Genomic DNA, 19,504 nt, shown 5'->3' with positions numbered 1-19,504 from the left:
ATAATACCTTCAAAAAAATTATAAGGTATTTTAGTTTTCTTTTAAATAAACATTTTTCATAATTTCTTTAGATTTATAAACTTCAATAAGTGAATTGGTGGTTTTAAATTTACCATCAAGGTAGTTTTCAATCTCTTCGAAACTTGAAAGTTTAGTTGATTTAACTTCATCATAATATGCACGAGCATATTTAGTTCAAGTAAGTTTAGCATTTGGGTGTGATTTGATTGCAAAATAGATGAATAAATTAACAATTTTCACATCTCCAAAGTGTGATTTTCAAATATCAATAGTGATGTTTTCAGAACTTGTTAAATTACGATTTAATAATTGCTGTGCAAAGTCTTGACATGAAAGTTTTAAGAGTGCTTCATATTCATTTGAATAGTGAGTATTACCAATTTCAAGCTTCATTGGTGTATTAACTTCTTTAACAAAACGTTTGATTTCACCATCATTGTTTTTGGTAGCTCCAAGAGTCATAAATTTCTCAGTTGTAAGGGTGTATGAAACTGAAGGGCTTTCATAAACTGGCTTAGAATCAAAAAGTCTTGGACTTGGGTGTGAAATTTCAAGTTTTTTAATATCAACAATTTCAAAAATACTTGAAGAAACATCTTGAAGTTCATTTAAATTCAGATTATTTTGTTTGTTAAGTTTATTAATCAAGTGTTTGTAATTAGTTTCTCCAATTCTTTCAATTAAGAACTTCTTAACAAAAGCATTTTTTTCAATGCTATGTCCATTAAGTGGAGGTTGGAGCACAAAAACAGTTAATGAAGCTTGATCATCATAATAAGTATTTAAAAGCCCATATGCTTCTAATTCTTTTCTAGCTTCATTAATTTTCTCTCTTGACATATTTAAATAGATAATGAAAGTTTCAAAATCAATTTCACTATTTTTTGAAACTGCACCATCAAGATAGTCGTTAAGATACTCGTATAATAAAATAGACTCGTTTTTCAAAATAGGAGCGTAAAGTGTTCTTAAATTACGAAAATCAGAAGCTTCAATTCTTCCGTTTACTGATAATCTGAAGTATTTGTACCTTAATGAATTATTGCTCATTTTAATCTCCTATTTTGATAGTTAAGTAATATTAATTTTAAATGGTTTTAATCCATTTTTTTATAAAAATTTCAATTTTTTTGGAATTATTTCTCATATTTAGCGGAATATTTACCACTTTAATATTTTCAAAAAATTCCATTGTTTCTCAATTGAAATTGTTGCGTTTATCAAATTGTTCCATTATTTGGGTTGATACATTTCGCTTGTTGCAAAAAGCAATTCTTTCTGCTAAGTTAATTTCCATATTTCATATTTGTGAAACGTATTTTGTAAAATCATAAACATCATTTTTTAAAATTGGAAGCTCAGCAAAATCATAATCATTTTTTTCAAATTCTTCCTTAATAAAATCATTAATTACACTTTCTAAAAAGGTAAGCACGCTTTTATCTAAGCTAATTAATTGCTTAATTTTGTCTTTTGAAACTGCATTATTTTCAATAACAAAATCTCCAAATTTTTCTTTAATGATTCTAAGAAAATTTGGACTATGAATATATAAATCATTAATAAATTGATCTGCAATAAATACTTTATAACCTAGCTTTTTAGCTACATTTAAAAAAGTAGTTTTTCCAGAACAAATTTTACCTACAATTGCGATGAATCGTATCATTCTTCAAGGTACTCACTAACTTTTCTAAGTTCAAGATCATCAAGCATTTCTTGAGCTTCAAAAGGATCTAAAAGGTTTATATCATAGGCATTTATATCTAAATTAAGCACATCAACTTCTTTGTTTAAAATAGCTAATTGTTTACAGAAAAAAGCGCTGTCTTTATCTAAAATAAGCTTGTTTTTGACAGAATTAGTAATTGACTTAGATTCAAGGTTATCATAAAGGTTTTCAAGGGTATGAAACTCATTTAAAAGTTTAATCGCAGTTTTATCACCAATTCCTTTAACTCCTTTTAAATTATCGCTTGAATCACCCCTAAGACCTTTATAATCTGGAATTTGATTTGGAGTAATTCCGTAATTATCTACAAAATTATCCACGTCAATTAAATCATAATCTCAATCACCTTTTTCAATTACGGATGTGTCACTATTTACAAGCTGAAGTAAGTCTTTATCACGTGAGAAAATAACCTTTTCTCCCTGAATTTTAGAGCAATAAGTTGCAATTAAATCATCTGCTTCATCACCTGGATTTTCTAAATAATTAACTTTTAGCTTACTAAGAATTTCTTTAATTAGTTTAAATTGTTCTCAAAGTTCATTTGGAGCTTTAGTTCTTCCGCTTTTGTATTCTTCATATAGCTCATGTCTTTTGGTTTTTGAGTATGAATCAAAAGCTACAAAAAGATGAGTTGGTTCAAAGTAATTGAGCAGCTTTAATAACTGAAATAAAAATAGTGATAAAGCATTAGTAGGAACTCCTTTGCTAGAACGCATAATTTTATCGACATCACCTCGATAGGTTGCATAAAAAGATTGAAACATTAAATAGTTTCCATCAATAACTAAACTTAGTTTATTTTTCATCTTCTTTTAGTTCCTCTCATGATTTAATAATGTAATATCCTTTTGAACTTTTGCTTATTCCCACTACAATTACCCTTGGTTTATTAAAATTAACTAAATCTTTAACATTATCACTAAATCCGTAAGCTACAACAGTTTTTGAGGAATCGCTTATAGTTGCAATCATATTGTCTTTGGAATTTTTAGTTACTTTTGATAAATAAACGTATAAAAATTCATATTGGTTTTCTTTTAAGTTTGCAAGCTTAACATCTTTTTCATATCTACCTGTAATTGAAGCATTATAAGGTGAACCAAGTAGTGTTGATTCATATTTAATAATTTCATTAAGATCATCTTCATAATGTGTCATTTGAATCTCAAAAATTTTATTTTTCTCTATAAATGAGTCATATTCAGCAAATTTATCACTTGCTTTTTTAAGTTTAATTTCGCTTTCAAGCATTTCATAAATACTTTGGAGCATTGGCATATTTTTAAGAAGTGTTTCGGTGTTATTAAATTGTCTAAAAGCACTTGCTTTAATTAAAGTTTCAATATTGCTTTCACCAATACCTACAAGGCGCATTCTTAAATAAGCATCAAAAAAGTTCTGGTAAATGCCGCCACGTGCTATTTCAAGAATAATTTTTCTGCAAGCTACTTCACCAATTCCCTTAATCATAATCAGCGGTAAAAAGACACCGTTTTCATTAATTTCACAAATTCTGCTCGAGTAATTAATAAGAGGCGAAAACACCTTAATCCCTTGTGAATTTGCTTCGTTTACATACTTACGAATGCTTTGTAAATCGCTTGAAGCATTAGTTAAAAGCACTTTATAAAATTGCTTTGGGAACCTTGCTTTATAGTAGGCTAATTTATAAGAAATAAAAGCATAAGCAACCGCGTGGGATTTGTTAAATCCATACTGAGCAAATTTTTCAATGTTAGCATAAATATTTTCTAAATCAGCTTCATTAATATTGTTTTTAAGTCCACCTTCAAAGAAAATTTGTTTGTAGCTATGAAGTTTAGTTTCATCTTTTTTACTAATAGCTCTACGCAGTAAATCTGCTTGTGCAAATGACATTCCAGCTACCTTTTGAGCAATTTGCATAATTTGCTCTTGATATACAATAATTCCATAAGTTGGCAATACAATTTCATCATAAAGCGGGTGAATTTTGTTAATTAAACTTGGATCTTGTTTGTTTTTTGCATATTCTGGAATATACTGCATTGGACCTGGTCTAAAAAGAGAAATAATAGCATAAATATCTTCAAATGAATCAATTCCAACATCTTTAATTGCTTTAGTCATACCCTCAGATTCAAGTTGGAAAATCCCTAAGGTTTTAAGGTTATTAAGCATTGAAAAAGTTCTTTGGTCATTAAAAAGTGAATATGATTGATTAATTAAGTTATCAAAGTGTTCTTTTTCAGGAATAAGTTTTTCAATTTGTTCAATTAATGAAAGATTTTTAAGCCCTAAAAAGTCAATTTTAATTAGTCCATAACGTTCAAGATAATCCATGCTAAATTGCACTTGGTTTAAGGTATTATCACTTGTTTCATAAGGAACTACATCATATAAAGGTTTATTGCAAATAATCACACCTGCAGCGTGAATTCCTTTTTGACGCGGAAACCCTTCAATTTTGGAAGCTATGTAGTGAAAATTAGGGAATCTTTGTTCTAATTTATCAATTAAAATTTTGTATTTTTTGTTCTTTAAATAAGCTTCTTCAAGTGAAGTATCGAACTTAGAAATTGAATTTGAAAGCAAATCAATTTCAGGAATTGGCACGTTCATAACACGACCAACATCACGAAGCGAACCTTTTAAAGCTAAAGTTTGAAAAGTAGTAATTAAACCACATTTATCACTTCCATATTTGTTTTTGATATATTCAAGCAGTTCATCCCTGCGATCATCTTGAATATCAATATCAATATCAGGAAGTGAAATTCTATCTACATTTAAAAAACGTTCAAAAAGAAGATCATATTCAAGTGGATTAACACTTGTAATTTTTAAAAGGTAAGAAATAAGTGAACCAGAAGCACTTCCACGGCCAGGACCTACATAAATGTTTTGCTGACGCGCAAAATTTAAAACATCTTGGATAATTAAGAAATAATTTTCAAATTTTAAAGATGAAATAACTGAAATTTCATAGGCAATTCTTTGATCAACTTCTTCTTTAGAATATCTTTTTAATAAAGCTTCATAACGATCGTTATAAATTAACTTTTCAAGCTCTTTTCGTGGGTTTTCATCATAAATTGCCATTTTGATTTCAGAAGAAATTTCAAAAGCTTCAATTTGACCATATACATCTAGCATTTGGGCATAAACAGAATCAGAAACATCTTGAAAATCTTGAGCATCATAAAAATCTAAGTAAGTATGATTATCATTTTCGTGGTTTCCAATTTTACGCATATAATGCAAGATTTGGTTATCATCAAGGGTAATTACTTTTTTAGTCGGAACATAAAGCGTTTGGCTATTTAAAATAGGATTTTTACCGTTTCAATAAAAGTTTGAAAGCATTTTTTGCGGCATTAAATTTTGAGCATAAAACCCTTTTTGAGCATGGTCAATTATGATTAAATTTGGATCTTCTAAGCTTGCTAGTTCGATATTTTCACCCTTACTACGGTCAAAAATAATCTTATTAATTTTTTGATATCCAGCAAAATTTTTAGCAATAACAATAATGGTAGCTCTTTCCAAATTAAGCTCAATTCCAATAATTGCCTTTTTACCATTTTTCTTAGCAAATTCTCAAACCTGAGGTAATCCATAAAGGTTTTCTACATCAGTTAAAGCAATATGATCAATCTCATTTTTAAGAACTTCTTCAAAAAGAGAGTTCATTTTTATTGTTGATTGTAAAAATGAAAATTCGGTATTTGTATGGAAGTAAATTGGTTTTTTCATAACTTATATTTTAAAGTAAAAAATCGCAATTCCTTAAAATATCAGCATTTTAGAAGGGGTAAAAATTTCTTTTTCCAGAGCGTTTTTTAAAACTTAAATAATGTGGAAAAATATTGAAAATGTTTTTCTATATTTGATATTTTTTTCTAAGTTTTTGTTTAGTTTTTTATTCCCACATTTTTTAGGGATAAACACACTAAAAAGACTCCTTGGAAAACATTTTTTGTAATTAACATTTTTTATTTTTTCATAAATTGGCTCATAATTATTAAAAAGTGTAATTTTTTCATTTGACTTATGTATATAATTAATTTAAAACTATATTATTAGAAATTAAATCAGGAGAGTCAAATGAGCAAAGGAAATAAACATATTATTTTATTAATTAATGGTAAAAGACGTAGTGGTAAAGGTTTATTAAGCAATAAAATTAAAGAAAAATGCTATGATGAATTTAACGGAAATATCCAAGTTTTATCATTTGCAGAGCCTATCAAACAAATTACTAAACCAATTTTAGAAGCAATTAATTGAGATGGAAAAGACAAAGAAGTTGTTCGTCCATTATGAATTGCTATGGGTGAAGTTGGACGTAATATTGATAGCAACCTTTGATGTGCTAAAGTTTTTGACAAAATTGTTAAAATTTCAGCAGAAAATTCAGCTAAAAATGAAAATTCATTATTTTTAATTGATGATTTAAGATTCCCTAATGAGCTTGATTACTTTGTTAAAAGCGTAGATCAAATTAAACAAAAAGTTAAAAAAGAAGATAAAGTTAAAATTGTTTCAATTAGAATTGAAAAATTCATGGATGCAGAAAAATTTGTAGTTGGAGTTGATGATAACTCAACTGAAACATCATTTGATAAATTAATTAATTTAGTTTTTGACTTTATCGTTCCAATGGATACTTTAATTGATAGAAATTGACAACCAAACTTCAACAATGTTGAAACTATTGCTGATACAGTTATTAGAAACTACCTTAAAAAATAATGGCAACTAGAAAGTTTTATAACAAGCAAGATTACGACATTGATTTTGAAAACAACGTAGTGATTTTAAAACCACAATTTCACGAAAAATTGCTTTCAAATGATAAATGAAGTAAGTTCAAAAAAATCGGTGGTAGTACAGTTGGTGATGTTTTAATTAAAGGTGCATTTAAATCTGAATTTTCTGCTTTTTGTCACATTTCAAGAATTAAATTACCAGTTCTTACTAAAAAATATGTAAATGCTGGGGTTATTTTAGAACCTAAAATCTTTGACTTTTTAAGAAGTAGATATCCAAAATTAGAAATTGTAAACTATGAAGCCGAAAAAGTTGATTATGACTTTTTTAAAGATGTAGATACTGTTATTGGGGGGGTTCCAGATGGTTATCTTCCAAAACAAAAATGTATTTTAGAAATCAAAACAGCAGGTGAGAAAAAATTAGAGCTTTGAGAAAAAGAAGGTGTTGATATTTCATACCGTAAACAAGCACAGCTTTATTCATATTTAAGTAATTCTTCTTCATATAAAATTATTGCTTTATTTTTAAAAGAAGACGATTACTTAGATCCTGCTAGCGTAGATATTGCAAAACGTAAAATCCGTGCTTATGACTTTACAATTAATCAAAATGAAGTTTTAGATGATATTACAAAAATTAAAGATTGATTTAAACATTACACAACAACTGGTGTTTCACCAGTATTTAACCCAAGTACCGATGCAGATCAATTAGAATACTTAAAATGTGAAAACGAAACTCAGTGAGAAGCACTTCTAAATAAATGAAAAGAGCAAGGAAAAGCTGATCCTGACACAAAACCCTAGTTAAAAAATTAAATAATAAAAATACATCATAACAATAAACAAAATTTATGATGTATTTTTTAATTTTTGTGAAATAAAAAAATTATTAAAATATAAACTAATTAATAAAATAAATAAAGGACTATTATAATGGATAATAACTTAAAACCTTTTGTAAAATGAGTGGGCGGTAAAACGCAATTAATTCCAGAAATCAAAAGACGACTTCCACAAAAAATTAAAGATTATTATGAACCTTTTTTAGGCGGTGGAGCGGTTTTGCTTAGTTTGCAACCTAAAAAAGCATATGTAAATGACATCAATAAAGTTCTTATAAATGCATTCAACGTTATAAAAAATCGACCAAGTGAATTAATAAAAATTTTAAAAAGTTTAGATCAAGTAGAATGCACAAAAGAATTCTTTTATCAAAAAAGAGAGCAGTTTAATAACAAGTTAACTCAACAGGAATTTGACGAAGAAATGGCTGCTTTATTTATCTTTTTAAACAAAAAATGTTTTAATGGTTTATATAGGGTAAATTCTAAAGGCCTTTTTAACGTTCCTTTTAATAATAAAACCACTGGAAATTCTTATGATGAACAAAATATTTTAAATATCAATAAATATCTCCAAAATGTAGAAATATCTAACTTAGATTTTGAAGAGAGTTTAAAAAGCGCTAAAAAGGGAGATTTTATTTTTATTGATAGCCCTTATGCTCCTTTAAATCCAAATTCATTTGATGCTTATACAAAAGAAGGTTTTGGTGAAAAAAACCACATTAGGTTATCAAAAGTTTTTAAAGAACTTGACAAAAAAGGTTGTTTTTTGATGCTGACAAATCATGATACAGAATTAATTAGAGATTTATATTCTGAATACAATATAGATGTTGTAAATGTCAAAAGAAACGTTAATAGTGATGGTAAAAATAGAAAAGGTGTTGAACTTATAATCACAAATTATCAATATTAGTCCTCAATCTGAATTTTTTTATTTAAAATATGGATGAATTAAATAAAAATAGGTGGTACTAAATGGAAAAAAATTACAAATTCTTTATTAATAGTCTATTAACAAAAAATAAAAAATATGATTATTTTGTTAATTGAAAAAGTGTGATTGAGCAAATTAAAAAACGTTACGAAAATAGCATTGAGCTTAATGCTTTGAATTCATTAATAAAATCCAGCGATTTTAAGTTGAAGTTTATGGAATTGCTTGACAAAGTACCTACTGTAATAACTGTTTTTCCTTTGCTAATTGCAACTTCAAAAGATACTAGAGAGAAATTATTTGAACAAAAAGAGAAATTAGAGATTTTAGATGAAGAAGAACAAATAGAAAAGTTTGATTTTTCTGAAAAAATTGCAAAAAGAGGTTTCAATCTACAACAAAAAGAAAAATATTACATATTTTTTGAAAAAATTGGATTGAAGAGATTGTTTGAAGAAATCATAGAAAAAGTGTTTATGACTATATAGTAGGTGTTTTGGTTGGTTTAGATAGTAATGCTAGAAAAAATAGAAGTGGTTCATTTTTTGAAAAAATGTGCTTAGAAATAATAGAACCTATTTGTAAAGATTATGGAATAGAAGTAATAACTCAAAACGGATTTAAGAACTTAGAAGAGAAGTTTGACATAAAAATTAACAAAGAACTTTATCATAAAAAACCAGATTTTACTTTAGTAAAAGACAATAAATTTTTGAATATCGAAGTGAATTTCTATAATTCAGCAGGTTCTAAACCACTTGAAATAATAGAAAGTTACATAAATAGAAAAAATGATTTGCGAAATATTAATGTTGATTTCATATTGATATCTGATGGACCTTTTTGACAAAAGACTCACGAAGAAAATGTGGAGAAAGCTTTTGATAATATATCAATAATGAATTACAAAACAGCTAAGTCTGGTGAATTAAGAAAGAAAATAAAAGAAATATTTAATATACAAGATAGTAATTAAAAATATGTCTTTATAAAATATGGAATAAAAATACTATTTTAAGGTAGTATTTTTTCATTTTTTAGCCGGCCCTGTATTAATGTTATAAAATTATATAGGAGCTAATATTAGCTCCAATATAAAAAATATCTGAGGCTAATTTATCTTCGTTTTTTTGCCAAGGATATAAATGAAATACAAAAGATTAAATTTCAATAAGAAAGGCTTTATGGCAATAAATAAAAAAAGAATTGCCCTTTTTATTGATTTCGACAACTTTAATGAAAAAGAAAATATTCAAAAATTAATCGAAGAATTAAAAATTGAATATGACTTACTTTATTCTGCTGCTTATTTTTCAAAACAACCAAATGAAAAACAAATTGATATGTTTATAAATTTAAACATTCATCCAGTTCTTGTTATCACAAAAATAACAGGTAAGAATTCAACAGATATAAATTTAACTGTTGATGTGATGAAGTTAGTAAATAATAACCATTTCGATGGGTTTTGTATAGCTTCTAGTGATAATGATTTCTCCTATTTAGCACAGACTTTAAAAGGCTATGGCAAACATATAATTGGTTCAGGTGACGATCGTTTAAAACATTCATATATCAATATTTTTGACAACTTTGTCAATGTTTCAAAACTTTCTAAACCAATTCAACCTAAAGAAACTTCCGAAGAATTTAAAAAATTAATTGTATTAGTTAATAAATTGATTGAACAAAGAAAAATCAAGGATGGTTTTGCAGACTTTTCTCAAGTTATCCAGAACTTGAAAGTAGAAATGCGTGATTTTTCACCAAAAAATTATGGAGCACAAAATGGTAGAGCTCAATTATTTTTCGAATCTGATGATTTAAAAAAATACTTTGAATTAATCCAAGACAAAGGTGTTTACTATATCAGAACGATTAATGAAATAAAAGAAGAAACTCATAACCTCATCCAAAAACCATCATCTCCAAAAGATTCGCTCTTAGAATCAACGCTAAAAGTATTAAGTAATTTAGGTGAATTACACAAAAACGAAGAATCAATTTCTTTTAGCTCATTTTATGGAGAACTTGCTAAACAATTTCCGGAATATAAAGCAAATAAACTTAAACAAAAATTCGCTCAACACGGAAAGTCAGTTCAAAAAATCTTTGTCAATCTTTTCTCTGATACTCTTAATTTTATTACAGGCCCATCTTTCTTAAGTGTTGGATTTAAAAAACAAGAAAATAAGCAACCAGATAATAACAATAAGCAAGAATGACTTAAAATAATATTGAAAATTTTTGAACAATCTCCAAAAGATTCAAATGAATACGTGTTATTATCACACATTGGAACAGAACTTGCACGTCAAAAAATCAATTTAGCTAAATTTGGATTGAGTATTAAATTTAATGCTAAAAATTTAGCAAAAGAGTCATTAAATAAATTTTTCGAAATTAAAAAAAACTGGCAGTACAGTATTTGTAAAAGTCAGAAATTAGTTTCTATTTTACAAAACAAGGAGACATTTATCTCCTTGTTTTGTTTTAAAACGCGGACCTTGTGATTCGCGTTTTAATTTAATCATTAATTAAAGATAAGATTTTTTGATTGGAAATTCCTTAGTTAAAGCTAAAACTTTGCTTTTAATTTGAGCAAGTTCTGCTTTCGCTTCAGGGGTATCAGAGCTTAATTTAGCATGATTTGAAAGGCAGTGGTGAATAATTTCACCAAGTTCAATTCATTTAGTAAATCCTCTACTTGTCATAGCCGCTGTACCAAATCTAAGTCCGCTTGTTACCATTGGTGAAAGAGTGTCAAAAGGAATGCTATTTTTGTTAATTGTAATATTTACTTTATCTAAAAGAGCTTCAGCTTCCTTGCCTGTAATTGAGTAAGTTTGATTTACATCCATTAAAAATAAGTGATTTTCCGTTCCACCACTAATAATTCTTGCTCCTTTGCTTTTGAAAAATTCACATAATGTTTTAGTGTTTTTAACTATATTCTCAGCATATTCTTTAAACATTGGTTGCATAACTTCATATAAACCAACTGCTTTACCGGCAATAGCATGGAATAATGGGCCTCCTTGATACCCAGGAAATACTCAACGATCCATTTTTTTAGCAATTTCTTCATCGTTGGTCATAATAATTCCGCCACGACCTGAACGCAGAGTTTTATGAGTTGTACTTGTAATAATATCAGCATATCCAACTGGTGAAGGGTGCACTCCCCCAGCAATAAGACCTGCAATATGCGCAATATCTGCTAATAATTTAGCACCACATTTATTTGCAATTTCTTTAAAACGTTTAAAGTCAATAATTTGTGAATACGCTGAATAACCACAAATAATTAAATCTGGTTTTTCTTGCATTGCAAAAGCTTCAATTGCATCATAATCAAGCTTTTCATCTTTACCTAAATCGTAAGAAACTGCATTATAGAAAATTCCACTAAAACTAATTTTATATCCGTGTGTTAAATGCCCACCACTGCTTAATGAAAGTCCCATGATTTTACCGCCATGAGGCACTACGCTAGCAATGGCAGCAGCATTAGCTACGCTTCCTGAATATGGTTGCACATTAGCATATTTAACCCCAAAAATAGCCTTTAAACGTTCAATAGCAGCAGTTTCTACTACATCAACATTTTCACATCCACCATAGTATCTTCTACCCGGATATCCTTCTCCATATTTATTAGTAAGGACACTACCTTGAGCAATTAAAACATCTTCAGAGACAAAATTTTCACTAGCAATAAGCTGGATAAAATCTTCTTGACGCACTAATTCATTATTAATAGCATCACTAACTACTTTATCGTGCAATTTAATTTTTGAGTACATATACCCTCCTATTTATTATAGTGACTATCAAGCAAGGTAATTGCTTCTTCATTAGCAAAAATTCTTAAAGTAACGCTTCTTGAATCTTCTTTTAAGTAATTATCAATTTGTTTGATATCAAAAACATTGGCAAGTGCTTTAATTTCTGCAACTTTATCACCAATATAATGATGAAGCCCGATTTGGAAAGTTAAATCTAAGGTTTTTAAAGGATTTTGATCAAAAGCTTCAAATTTGTTGCTTGCTTTATGCTCTAAATCAAGAATCTCAGCATAAAAAGCACCAGTTTCATCATAACGAGGATGAATTTTTCCAATTCATCCAATTAATTTGTCACCTTTATAAATTTTAGCTGAAACATTTGGGTGAATAAACTCACAATCTTTTCAAGGAACAAATGTAAGTGCATCATCTTTTAACAAATTAACAATATCACGTTTGATTTCGAAGAATCCTTTGGTTGTTGAAGCAAGACCATAAACTTGAACATTATAATTGATCATCCCTTTTTCAAAGAAGTTAATTTCACTCATTTTTCTTTTTTGGTTATATAAAACAATTTCACTAAGTGAAGTGATAATTGAATTACGTACTGTTTCTCTTTCTTTAGAAACAAAGGTTAATAAATCAATGCTTGATTCAAAATTAAAAGGATTAAGAGTGTTTCTTTCTTTAGAAACTAAAGTGAAAGTTCTTGCTTCATTGTATCCTTGAGCAAGTAAAAAGGCTTTATCTTTGTTAATTGGTTTAACTTTGATTGGTTTGTTTTTAATTGTAATTGGCTTGAAATTAGCGTATGAATAAAATCTAAAAATCTCTTCAATGATATCTTCAAAAAGCACAACATCATATCTATAATTTGGAACTGTTACAACTTTTTCATCAAAAATGTATCCAAGCATTTTTAATTGCTCAATAGCAGGACTAAAAATGCTTAATTCTTCTACTTGAGCATAAGTTTTTAATTTGTTATTGTCAATTTGAATTTGCTTTTGCTCTACCTTATCAATAGTAGTAATTAAATTTGATTGCTCTAAGTTTGACAAATAGCTTTGAATAAATTTAATTCCTAAAAGAGTTGCTTCTTTAGAAATAACTCTTGAACCTTGAGATGCAGAATTACTTAAAAGCTTAATTTCTTTAGCTGCATGTCTTACTAATTCATTTTTGAAAATACCAATTTCAAAACATAAATTAGTTGCTTCTTGTTCAACTTTAAACACTTCAAGACCCATTACGCTAGCAATTGAAATAGGTCCATTTTCATCATAAATAGCAAGAATATCTTTAACATCAACTTCTTTATTACCAAAAATTGTTAAGCTTCCTGAAAACATTTTAGCAGTTAAATTATCACCAATTAAATCTTTATTATATACGTGAGTTGGAGCTCCTGTAATTAATAAAGTTAAATTAGTTAAGTTAACAGCATCTGGGTGCTTGGTGTCAATTCCGCTTTTAGCAAGTAAAAGTTTATCTTCAAAATTAAGCACTACCTTTCCTTTTGTTTCAAGGAAGTTAAGTTCATCAGCATCACCTCTTTGCACCTTAATTTGTGATGCAAAAGTTTTGCTTGGCTTTTTAAAATCAAAAACAAAATCAGTTTTATAATATGCTGCAAGCTCTCTAGCAAGTACATAATATGAATTAGCATCATTTCTATTGGCTGTAGTAGAAACTTCAACCATTAAATCATCAAGGCCTAAAATTTGCATCGGATCATCTTCTAATGAAGCAAAATAACTTGGAAGTTTTAATACTTGATTTTCTTTTTCTAAAAGTTCTCAATCATACCCAAGTTCACTAAAAGCCCCAAACATTCCTTGTGAATTTACACCTTTAATGGTTGCTTCACCAAAAACATGATCAGCTTTAGATGAACCAATTGGGAAAATAACAGTTAAATCACCAGGATTAAGAATTTGATTATTGGTTTGAATGGTAAGGTTACCTAATTTAGTCTCAACAAGCACAACATCTAATTTAGGAGTATTCGGATTAAGTTCTTTTGAAATAACTTTAGCAAAAATAACACCTTTAACATCAGAAAAAGGCTTAATTTCTTCAACTTCAAATCCAAGTTCATTAAGTGCGATTTCAACACTTGCATCAAGCTTTTTATTTGGTAAAAACTTATTTAAATAATTTAATGAAAAAACCATTATTTACTCTCCTTTTTTAAATCTCATTTAATTGGCTCAAGTCCGTTTTGTTTAAGTTTTTTGTTAATTAATTTGAAAATTCCAGAATTTTCAAATCCTTTTTTATAGCTATATGGACTTGGGTGGCTTGTAGCAATAACTCTACTTGGATCTAAATTTAAATCCTGAGCAAATTTTTGTGCATGTTTCCCTAAAAGCACAAAAATTGCTTTAGGTGCTTGAAGTGCAACTTGTTTAAGAACTTCTTTAGTAAATGTTTCTCATCCAAAATGCTTATGTGAAAGTGGCATGTTGTAATTCACAGTTAAGATTGTATTAAGAAGTAATACTCCTTGCTTTGCTCATGCACTAAGATCGTTTGTTTCAATTTTTGTTTTTGGATATTCTTTTTTAAGCTCTTTAAAAATATTTCTAAGTGATGGTGGTGTTTTTAAATTTTTACTTGAAAAAGCAAGTCCATCAGCTTGATCATAACCATGATATGGATCTTGACCTAAAATAACAACTTTGGTTTCATTAACTTGGAAAAATTCAAATGGATGGAAAATATTAATTTGGTGAGGGTAAATTGGACCGTTTTTTTCAGATTCTTTTAAACTTACAAGGATGTTTTGGAAATAATCTTTTTTCCCTTCGCTTTGAAGGATTTCTAAAAAACTATTTTTCATTGTTAAATTGTTCAAGTGCCCTTAAATCATTTCTGTATAAGTCTCTAATATCTGAAAATCCATATTTAATCATTGTGATTCTTTCAATTCCAAGTCCAGCAGCAAATCCGTTAATATCATTTGTATATCCAGCCATTTTTAAAACATTTGGATGAAGCATTCCGGCTCCAAGAATCTCAATTCATCTATTTTTGTAAAACACATCAACTTCAACACTTGGTTCTGTAAATGGGAAATAACTTGGTCTAAGTCTAACTTCAACTTCTTCTTCTAAAACGTAGCTAAGCATTGATTTTAAGGTTCAAATTAAATTTGGAAAGCTCACTTTTCCAACACTTACAAAATCAAGTTGAGTAAATTGGTGAGAGTGAGTTGCATCATCTTCATCATTACGGTACACTTTTCCAATTGCAAAAGTTGAAACTTCAGAGTTAGCACATTCTTCTAAAACAGTTGCTGTAATTCCTGTATTATGAGTTCTTAAAAGAGTGCTTGCATTAAGATAAAGTGAATCATGCATTGCTCTAGCTGGGTGATTTTTAGGAATATTTAAACGCTCAAAGTTATATAAATCAGAAACAATTTCACCAGCTTGTTGCTCATAATATCCATTTTCAAAGAATCACTCTCTAAGTTTATTTTCCACTAAAGAAATTGGGTTTAATGAAGGGTTTTTGGCAGCAGGAATTGTTACATCGATAAATTCACTAGCTACTTTTTCCTTAATTTGTTTTTCTTTTAAATATGCACCAATTTCTTCAAAAAGAGCTTCATACTGAGTTTTTAAAACATTAATTTGCTTTCCAATTTCTTTTTTCTCTTCATTTGGAGCTGTTCTAAGTTTTAACTGTAAAGCTGCAATTTCACCTTCGCTTGAATAAACTTTAGCTTTAAATTGCTTAAGATCTTCAAAAGAATTAAATTTATTTTTATCAAAAGTCATAACTTCTCCTTTATTTGTTTTTCACTTTCTTTCAGTAGTTTTGGTATTTAAGTTCCATATCATTATTTTGTGGAATATAGAATTTTAAATGATGAATTTTTTTAGGTAGATATTCTTGATCTACTCAATTATTAACATAATTATGAGGATATTTATAGCCAATTCCATCACCTAATTTAGCCGCTGAAGCATAATGTGCATCTCTAAGATGTTTAGGTATTTCGTAAATGCCACCAGTTTCAATTTGCTTTTCTACATTATCAATAGCAACGATGACAGAATTACTTTTAACACTTAAACATAGGTCAATAATTGCAAATGCAATTGGAAGTTTCCCTTCAGGCAGACCTAATCTTTCAAAAGCTTCAATAGCAGTTTTTACTCTTAAAGTTATATTCGGATTAGCAAGTCCAATATCTTCATAAGCTACGCACAGCATCCTTCTAAAAAGTCCATCAATATCACCGCTTTTTAAAATGAGCATCCCATAATATAAAGCAGCATGAGGATCGCTTCCACGAAGTGATTTATGAAAAGCAGATAAATTGTTATAGTGAGAACTTGAATTCATATCACTATAGAAATTAATGTTAGGAATAATGATTTTTAAATCATTTTCAGTAATAGTAGAATCCTTTTTCATAAAGTAAAGCATTTGCAAGTTATTAATGCTCATTCTAAAATCACCCGAAGATTGCCTAGCTAGTGAAAGCAGTAAATTATCACTAATTTGCATCTCTGAATATTTGCTATCAATTATGTTTCTAAGTCCAAAGACAATATCTTCTTCGCTTAGCTTACTAAATTGAATCACTTGCATCCTGCTTCTTACTGCCGGATTTACCTTAAAATAAGGGTTTTCCGTTGTGGTCGCATAAACAATGATTTTGTCAAATTCTAAATAAGAAAGCAAAATATCTTGCTTATCTTTATTTAGCCGGTGAATTTCATCGATTATGATAATTTCACAGCTATCTAATAATTCTACTAATTCCTTTTTACTTTGAACTGTGGCATTAAAGTACCCAAATTTTTTTCCCATTTCATTAGCTAATGCAAAAGCCGCACTTGTTTTACCAATTCCGCTTTCACCGAAAAATAAAAAACTAGTTGTAAGATTATTTTTAACAACTTCTTTTAGTAATTTTTTAATATTGTTTTGACCCACTAATTGGTCAATTTGCATCGGTCGAATTTCATTAGCTAAATTTTTCATAATAATTATTAAATTATAATATTTTTGCTTTCTTTTTATGCATCAAATTTTATGAAATTCACCTTAATTTAAATAATATTTTGTGCAATAATTAATGGAAAATTCCTTAAAAATTCCAGGTTTTTTAATAATCATTTTTTGTTTGTAATGTATGTAAAAAATAAGCTCAATTTGGAAATTCAGGATGAATGAACAAAAAACACTGCCTTTTAGCAGTATTTTAATTATGATTTTGAATTATTTTTTGTGTTTTTCAAGATCTAATTTTAAGCTTGCACTACGTGCTGCTTCTCAAATAATTTCATTGTATGTTGGGTGTGGGTGAATTGTGTGAGCAATTTCGTGTACAGTTACTTCTTGTTCCATAGCTAAAAGAACTTCTGTAATGTAATCTGTAGCATTTGCTCCAACAATTGTAGCACCTAAAATTTCACCAAATTCTTTATCAACGATTAATTTGATAAATCCTTCTGTATGTGAAGCTGCTATAGCTTTTCCTAAGTATTCAAATAAGTATTTTGAAGCAAATACATTTCTTCCTTGTTTTTTAGCTTCAGCCTCTGTAAGACCAACAAAAGCAATTTCTGGTGTTGTATAAATACATCCTGGAATTCCTTTTGGCTTGTATGTTCCTTTTTCCTCATCACCAAGAATGTGTGAAACAGCTACAAGAGCATGTGCATAAGCAACGTGAGCTAACATATTTTGTCCAGTTACGTCCCCAATTGCATATACGTTTCTAACGTTTGTTCTTTGGTGTTTATCAACGATAACTTCACCTCTTTGTCCAAGTTTTACACCAACTTCTGCAAGCCCTTTTGAATTTGCGCTTCTACCTGTTGCTGTAAGGATAATATCTTGTTCAAGAACTGTTTCTTTTCCATCAACAAGAACATATAATTTTTTACCTTCGTATTTTTGACTTTGAGCATTGTAAAGAACTTTAACACCCATTTTATCAAGCATTTTAGCCGATTCTTGAGCAACTTCAGGTTCATTCATTGGTAAAAGTTTATCTGTATTTTGTAAGATTGTAACTTCAGCTCCTGCTGTTGCAAAAACAGTAGCAAATTCAAGCCCAATTACACCACCACCAATGATTGTAACTTTTTTAGGTAATGATTTATCTCAGTTAATTGCTTCTTCAGAAGTAATGATTTCTAAGTTTTCATATCCTTCTTTAAATCCAGGAAGCATTGCTAATTGGTTAGCTGTTGATCCAGTTGCTAAAATGATGTTTTTTGCACGGTACACTTTTGAGTTAACTTCAATTTCTCTAGCACCAACAAATTTAGCTTCACCAAAAAGTGATTTAACTTTTGATGATTTCATTAGCATTTCAACTGATTTAGAAATTTTTGAAACAACTCCAGTTTTACGTTCATGCATTGATTTTCAAGTTGCTTCATTATCAATTGAGCTAGTTGCAACTACACCATATTTTTCAGCGTGTTTAATATCTGAAATAATTTCTGTTGATTTAAGAAGTGATTTAGTTGGAATACATCCTGTGTTAAGACACACACCACCTCAATATTTTTTCTCAACAATCATTGTTTTAAGACCTGATTTTCCAGCTTCTTCAGCTGCTAAGTATCCACCAGGACCTGAACCTACAACAATAACATCAAATTCTTCTTCAATTGCTCCTGTGTAAGCTTTTCCTTCATCAAATGAAGCATCACTGCTTGCTAGTGCAGCTTCTTGTTTTGGAGCACTAACTTCTGCTTTAGTACTTGAAGATGAAGCTGAAAGAGATGAAAAGTCTAAAAGATCATCATTAACTTCCATAACTCCAACAACGCTAGCTCCGCCACCTGAAGCTTTAGCAGCAGCTGGTGCTGCAGCATTTGAGTGTTTTTTACCATCGTCAATTACGTAAATTTCTTGACCTACGTGAATTGTGTCCCCTTGGTTCATTAACACTTTAACAATTTTTCCATCAACTGGAGAAGGGATATCTGAAGTAACTTTATCTGTTTCAACTGAGAAAAGAGAATCTCCTTCTTTAACTGTATCACCTTCTTTTTTGTAAATTTCAGCTACAACTCCTTCATGAAGTCCTTCACCAATATCTGCAAATTTAAATGAATAAAATTCGTGAGCTCCCTCGCTAGCTGGTGCACTTTCAGCTTGAGATTCTTGCGCTGGTGCTGCAGCTTCAGCATCATCACCACTACCATCGTCAATTACGTAAATTTCTTGACCTACGTGAATTGTGTCACCTTGGTTCATTAAAACTTGAACAATTTTTCCATCAACTGGAGAAGGGATATCTGAAGTAACTTTATCTGTTTCAACTGAGAAAAGAGAATCACCTTCTTTAACTACGTCACCTACTTTTTTGTAAATTTCAGCAACAACCCCTTCATGGAGACCTTCACCAATATCTGCAAATTTAAATTTATACATTA

Annotated in this window: 14 protein-coding genes and 1 pseudogene; 5 read left to right on the top strand and 10 right to left on the bottom strand. The window is 29.0% G+C overall.

What is annotated here, in order from left to right; genetic code table 4:
* Positions 1 to 30: 30 nt before the first annotated feature.
* Genes EXC51_RS03615 through dnaE form a run of 4 tightly spaced genes read right to left on the bottom strand, consistent with a single transcriptional unit; the run spans position 31 to position 5,491 of the window.
* Entirely contained in the window at positions 31 to 1,071 is a 1,041-nt protein-coding gene (locus EXC51_RS03615) for a replication initiation and membrane attachment family protein (protein WP_129620556.1), read from the bottom strand.
* 37 nt (positions 1,072 to 1,108) lie between these two features.
* The gene (locus tag EXC51_RS03610; protein WP_129620555.1) at positions 1,109 to 1,690 is read right to left on the bottom strand and encodes a dephospho-CoA kinase; all 582 of its coding nucleotides are present in this window, start codon (positions 1,688 to 1,690) and stop codon (positions 1,109 to 1,111) included.
* On the bottom strand, positions 1,666 to 2,562 hold the full coding sequence (locus tag EXC51_RS03605) for a 5'-3' exonuclease (RefSeq protein ID WP_129620554.1): 897 nt from the start codon (positions 2,560 to 2,562) through the stop codon (positions 1,666 to 1,668). The genes EXC51_RS03610 and EXC51_RS03605 overlap by 25 nt, the downstream gene beginning before the upstream one ends.
* Entirely contained in the window at positions 2,552 to 5,491 is a 2,940-nt protein-coding gene (gene dnaE, locus EXC51_RS03600) for a DNA polymerase III subunit alpha (RefSeq protein ID WP_129620553.1), read from the bottom strand. Before dnaE ends, EXC51_RS03605 begins: the two co-directional genes overlap by 11 nt.
* A gap of 351 nt (positions 5,492 to 5,842) precedes the next feature.
* Here dnaE and EXC51_RS03595 point away from each other — a divergent pair, with 351 nt between their 5' ends.
* The 5 genes and pseudogenes from EXC51_RS03595 (at position 5,843) to EXC51_RS03570 (ending at position 10,820) form a co-directional block, all read left to right on the top strand.
* A complete protein-coding gene (locus tag EXC51_RS03595; protein WP_129620552.1) occupies positions 5,843 to 6,490 on the top strand; it encodes a hypothetical protein in 648 nt (215 codons plus the stop codon).
* Complete coding sequence (locus EXC51_RS03590) at positions 6,490 to 7,317, top strand: MAGa7180 family putative nuclease (RefSeq protein ID WP_129620551.1); 828 nt, start codon at positions 6,490 to 6,492, stop codon at positions 7,315 to 7,317. The genes EXC51_RS03595 and EXC51_RS03590 overlap by 1 nt, the downstream gene beginning before the upstream one ends.
* A 129-nt stretch (positions 7,318 to 7,446) precedes the next feature.
* On the top strand, positions 7,447 to 8,274 hold the full coding sequence (locus EXC51_RS03585; protein WP_197722256.1) for a DNA adenine methylase: 828 nt from the start codon (positions 7,447 to 7,449) through the stop codon (positions 8,272 to 8,274).
* A gap of 62 nt (positions 8,275 to 8,336) precedes the next feature.
* Positions 8,337 to 9,271, top strand: a pseudogene (locus tag EXC51_RS04345) (DpnII family type II restriction endonuclease).
* 208 nt (positions 9,272 to 9,479) lie between these two features.
* Positions 9,480 to 10,820, top strand: a complete 1,341-nt coding sequence (locus EXC51_RS03570) for an NYN domain-containing protein (protein WP_165001819.1) — start codon at positions 9,480 to 9,482, stop codon at positions 10,818 to 10,820.
* A gap of 12 nt (positions 10,821 to 10,832) precedes the next feature.
* Here EXC51_RS03570 and glyA read toward each other — a convergent pair whose 3' ends face one another.
* The 6 genes from glyA to lpdA all read right to left on the bottom strand — a co-directional run bounded on the left by glyA (position 10,833) and on the right by lpdA (position 19,502).
* Positions 10,833 to 12,101, bottom strand: coding sequence for a serine hydroxymethyltransferase (gene glyA, locus EXC51_RS03565; protein WP_129620546.1), 1,269 nt, complete (start codon positions 12,099 to 12,101; stop codon positions 10,833 to 10,835).
* An 8-nt stretch (positions 12,102 to 12,109) separates the two neighbouring features.
* Positions 12,110 to 14,263 (bottom strand): phenylalanine--tRNA ligase subunit beta, encoded by a 2,154-nt coding sequence (locus EXC51_RS03560; protein WP_129620545.1) that lies wholly within the window; start codon positions 14,261 to 14,263, stop codon positions 12,110 to 12,112.
* Complete coding sequence (locus EXC51_RS03555; RefSeq protein WP_129620544.1) at positions 14,263 to 14,931, bottom strand: uracil-DNA glycosylase; 669 nt, start codon at positions 14,929 to 14,931, stop codon at positions 14,263 to 14,265. The genes EXC51_RS03560 and EXC51_RS03555 overlap by 1 nt, the downstream gene beginning before the upstream one ends.
* Positions 14,921 to 15,874: a phenylalanine--tRNA ligase subunit alpha gene (gene pheS, locus EXC51_RS03550; protein ID WP_129620543.1), complete on the bottom strand. Its 954-nt coding sequence runs from the start codon at positions 15,872 to 15,874 to the stop codon at positions 14,921 to 14,923. Before pheS ends, EXC51_RS03555 begins: the two co-directional genes overlap by 11 nt.
* A gap of 10 nt (positions 15,875 to 15,884) precedes the next feature.
* The gene (locus EXC51_RS03545) at positions 15,885 to 17,090 is read right to left on the bottom strand and encodes a replication-associated recombination protein A (RefSeq protein WP_129620542.1); all 1,206 of its coding nucleotides are present in this window, start codon (positions 17,088 to 17,090) and stop codon (positions 15,885 to 15,887) included.
* Between the two features lie 237 nt (positions 17,091 to 17,327).
* Positions 17,328 to 19,502, bottom strand: a complete 2,175-nt coding sequence (lpdA, locus tag EXC51_RS03540; RefSeq protein ID WP_129620541.1) for a dihydrolipoyl dehydrogenase — start codon at positions 19,500 to 19,502, stop codon at positions 17,328 to 17,330.
* Between the last annotated feature and the right edge of the window lie 2 nt (positions 19,503 to 19,504).

Origin of the sequence: Mycoplasmopsis gallinacea, assembly GCF_900660495.1 — a bacterium.
GTDB classification, from domain to species: Bacteria; Bacillota_I; Bacilli_A; order Mycoplasmatales; family Metamycoplasmataceae; genus Mycoplasmopsis; species Mycoplasmopsis gallinacea.
Note: the sequence above shows the minus strand (reverse complement) of the source record. Positions and strands in the feature narration are given on the sequence as shown.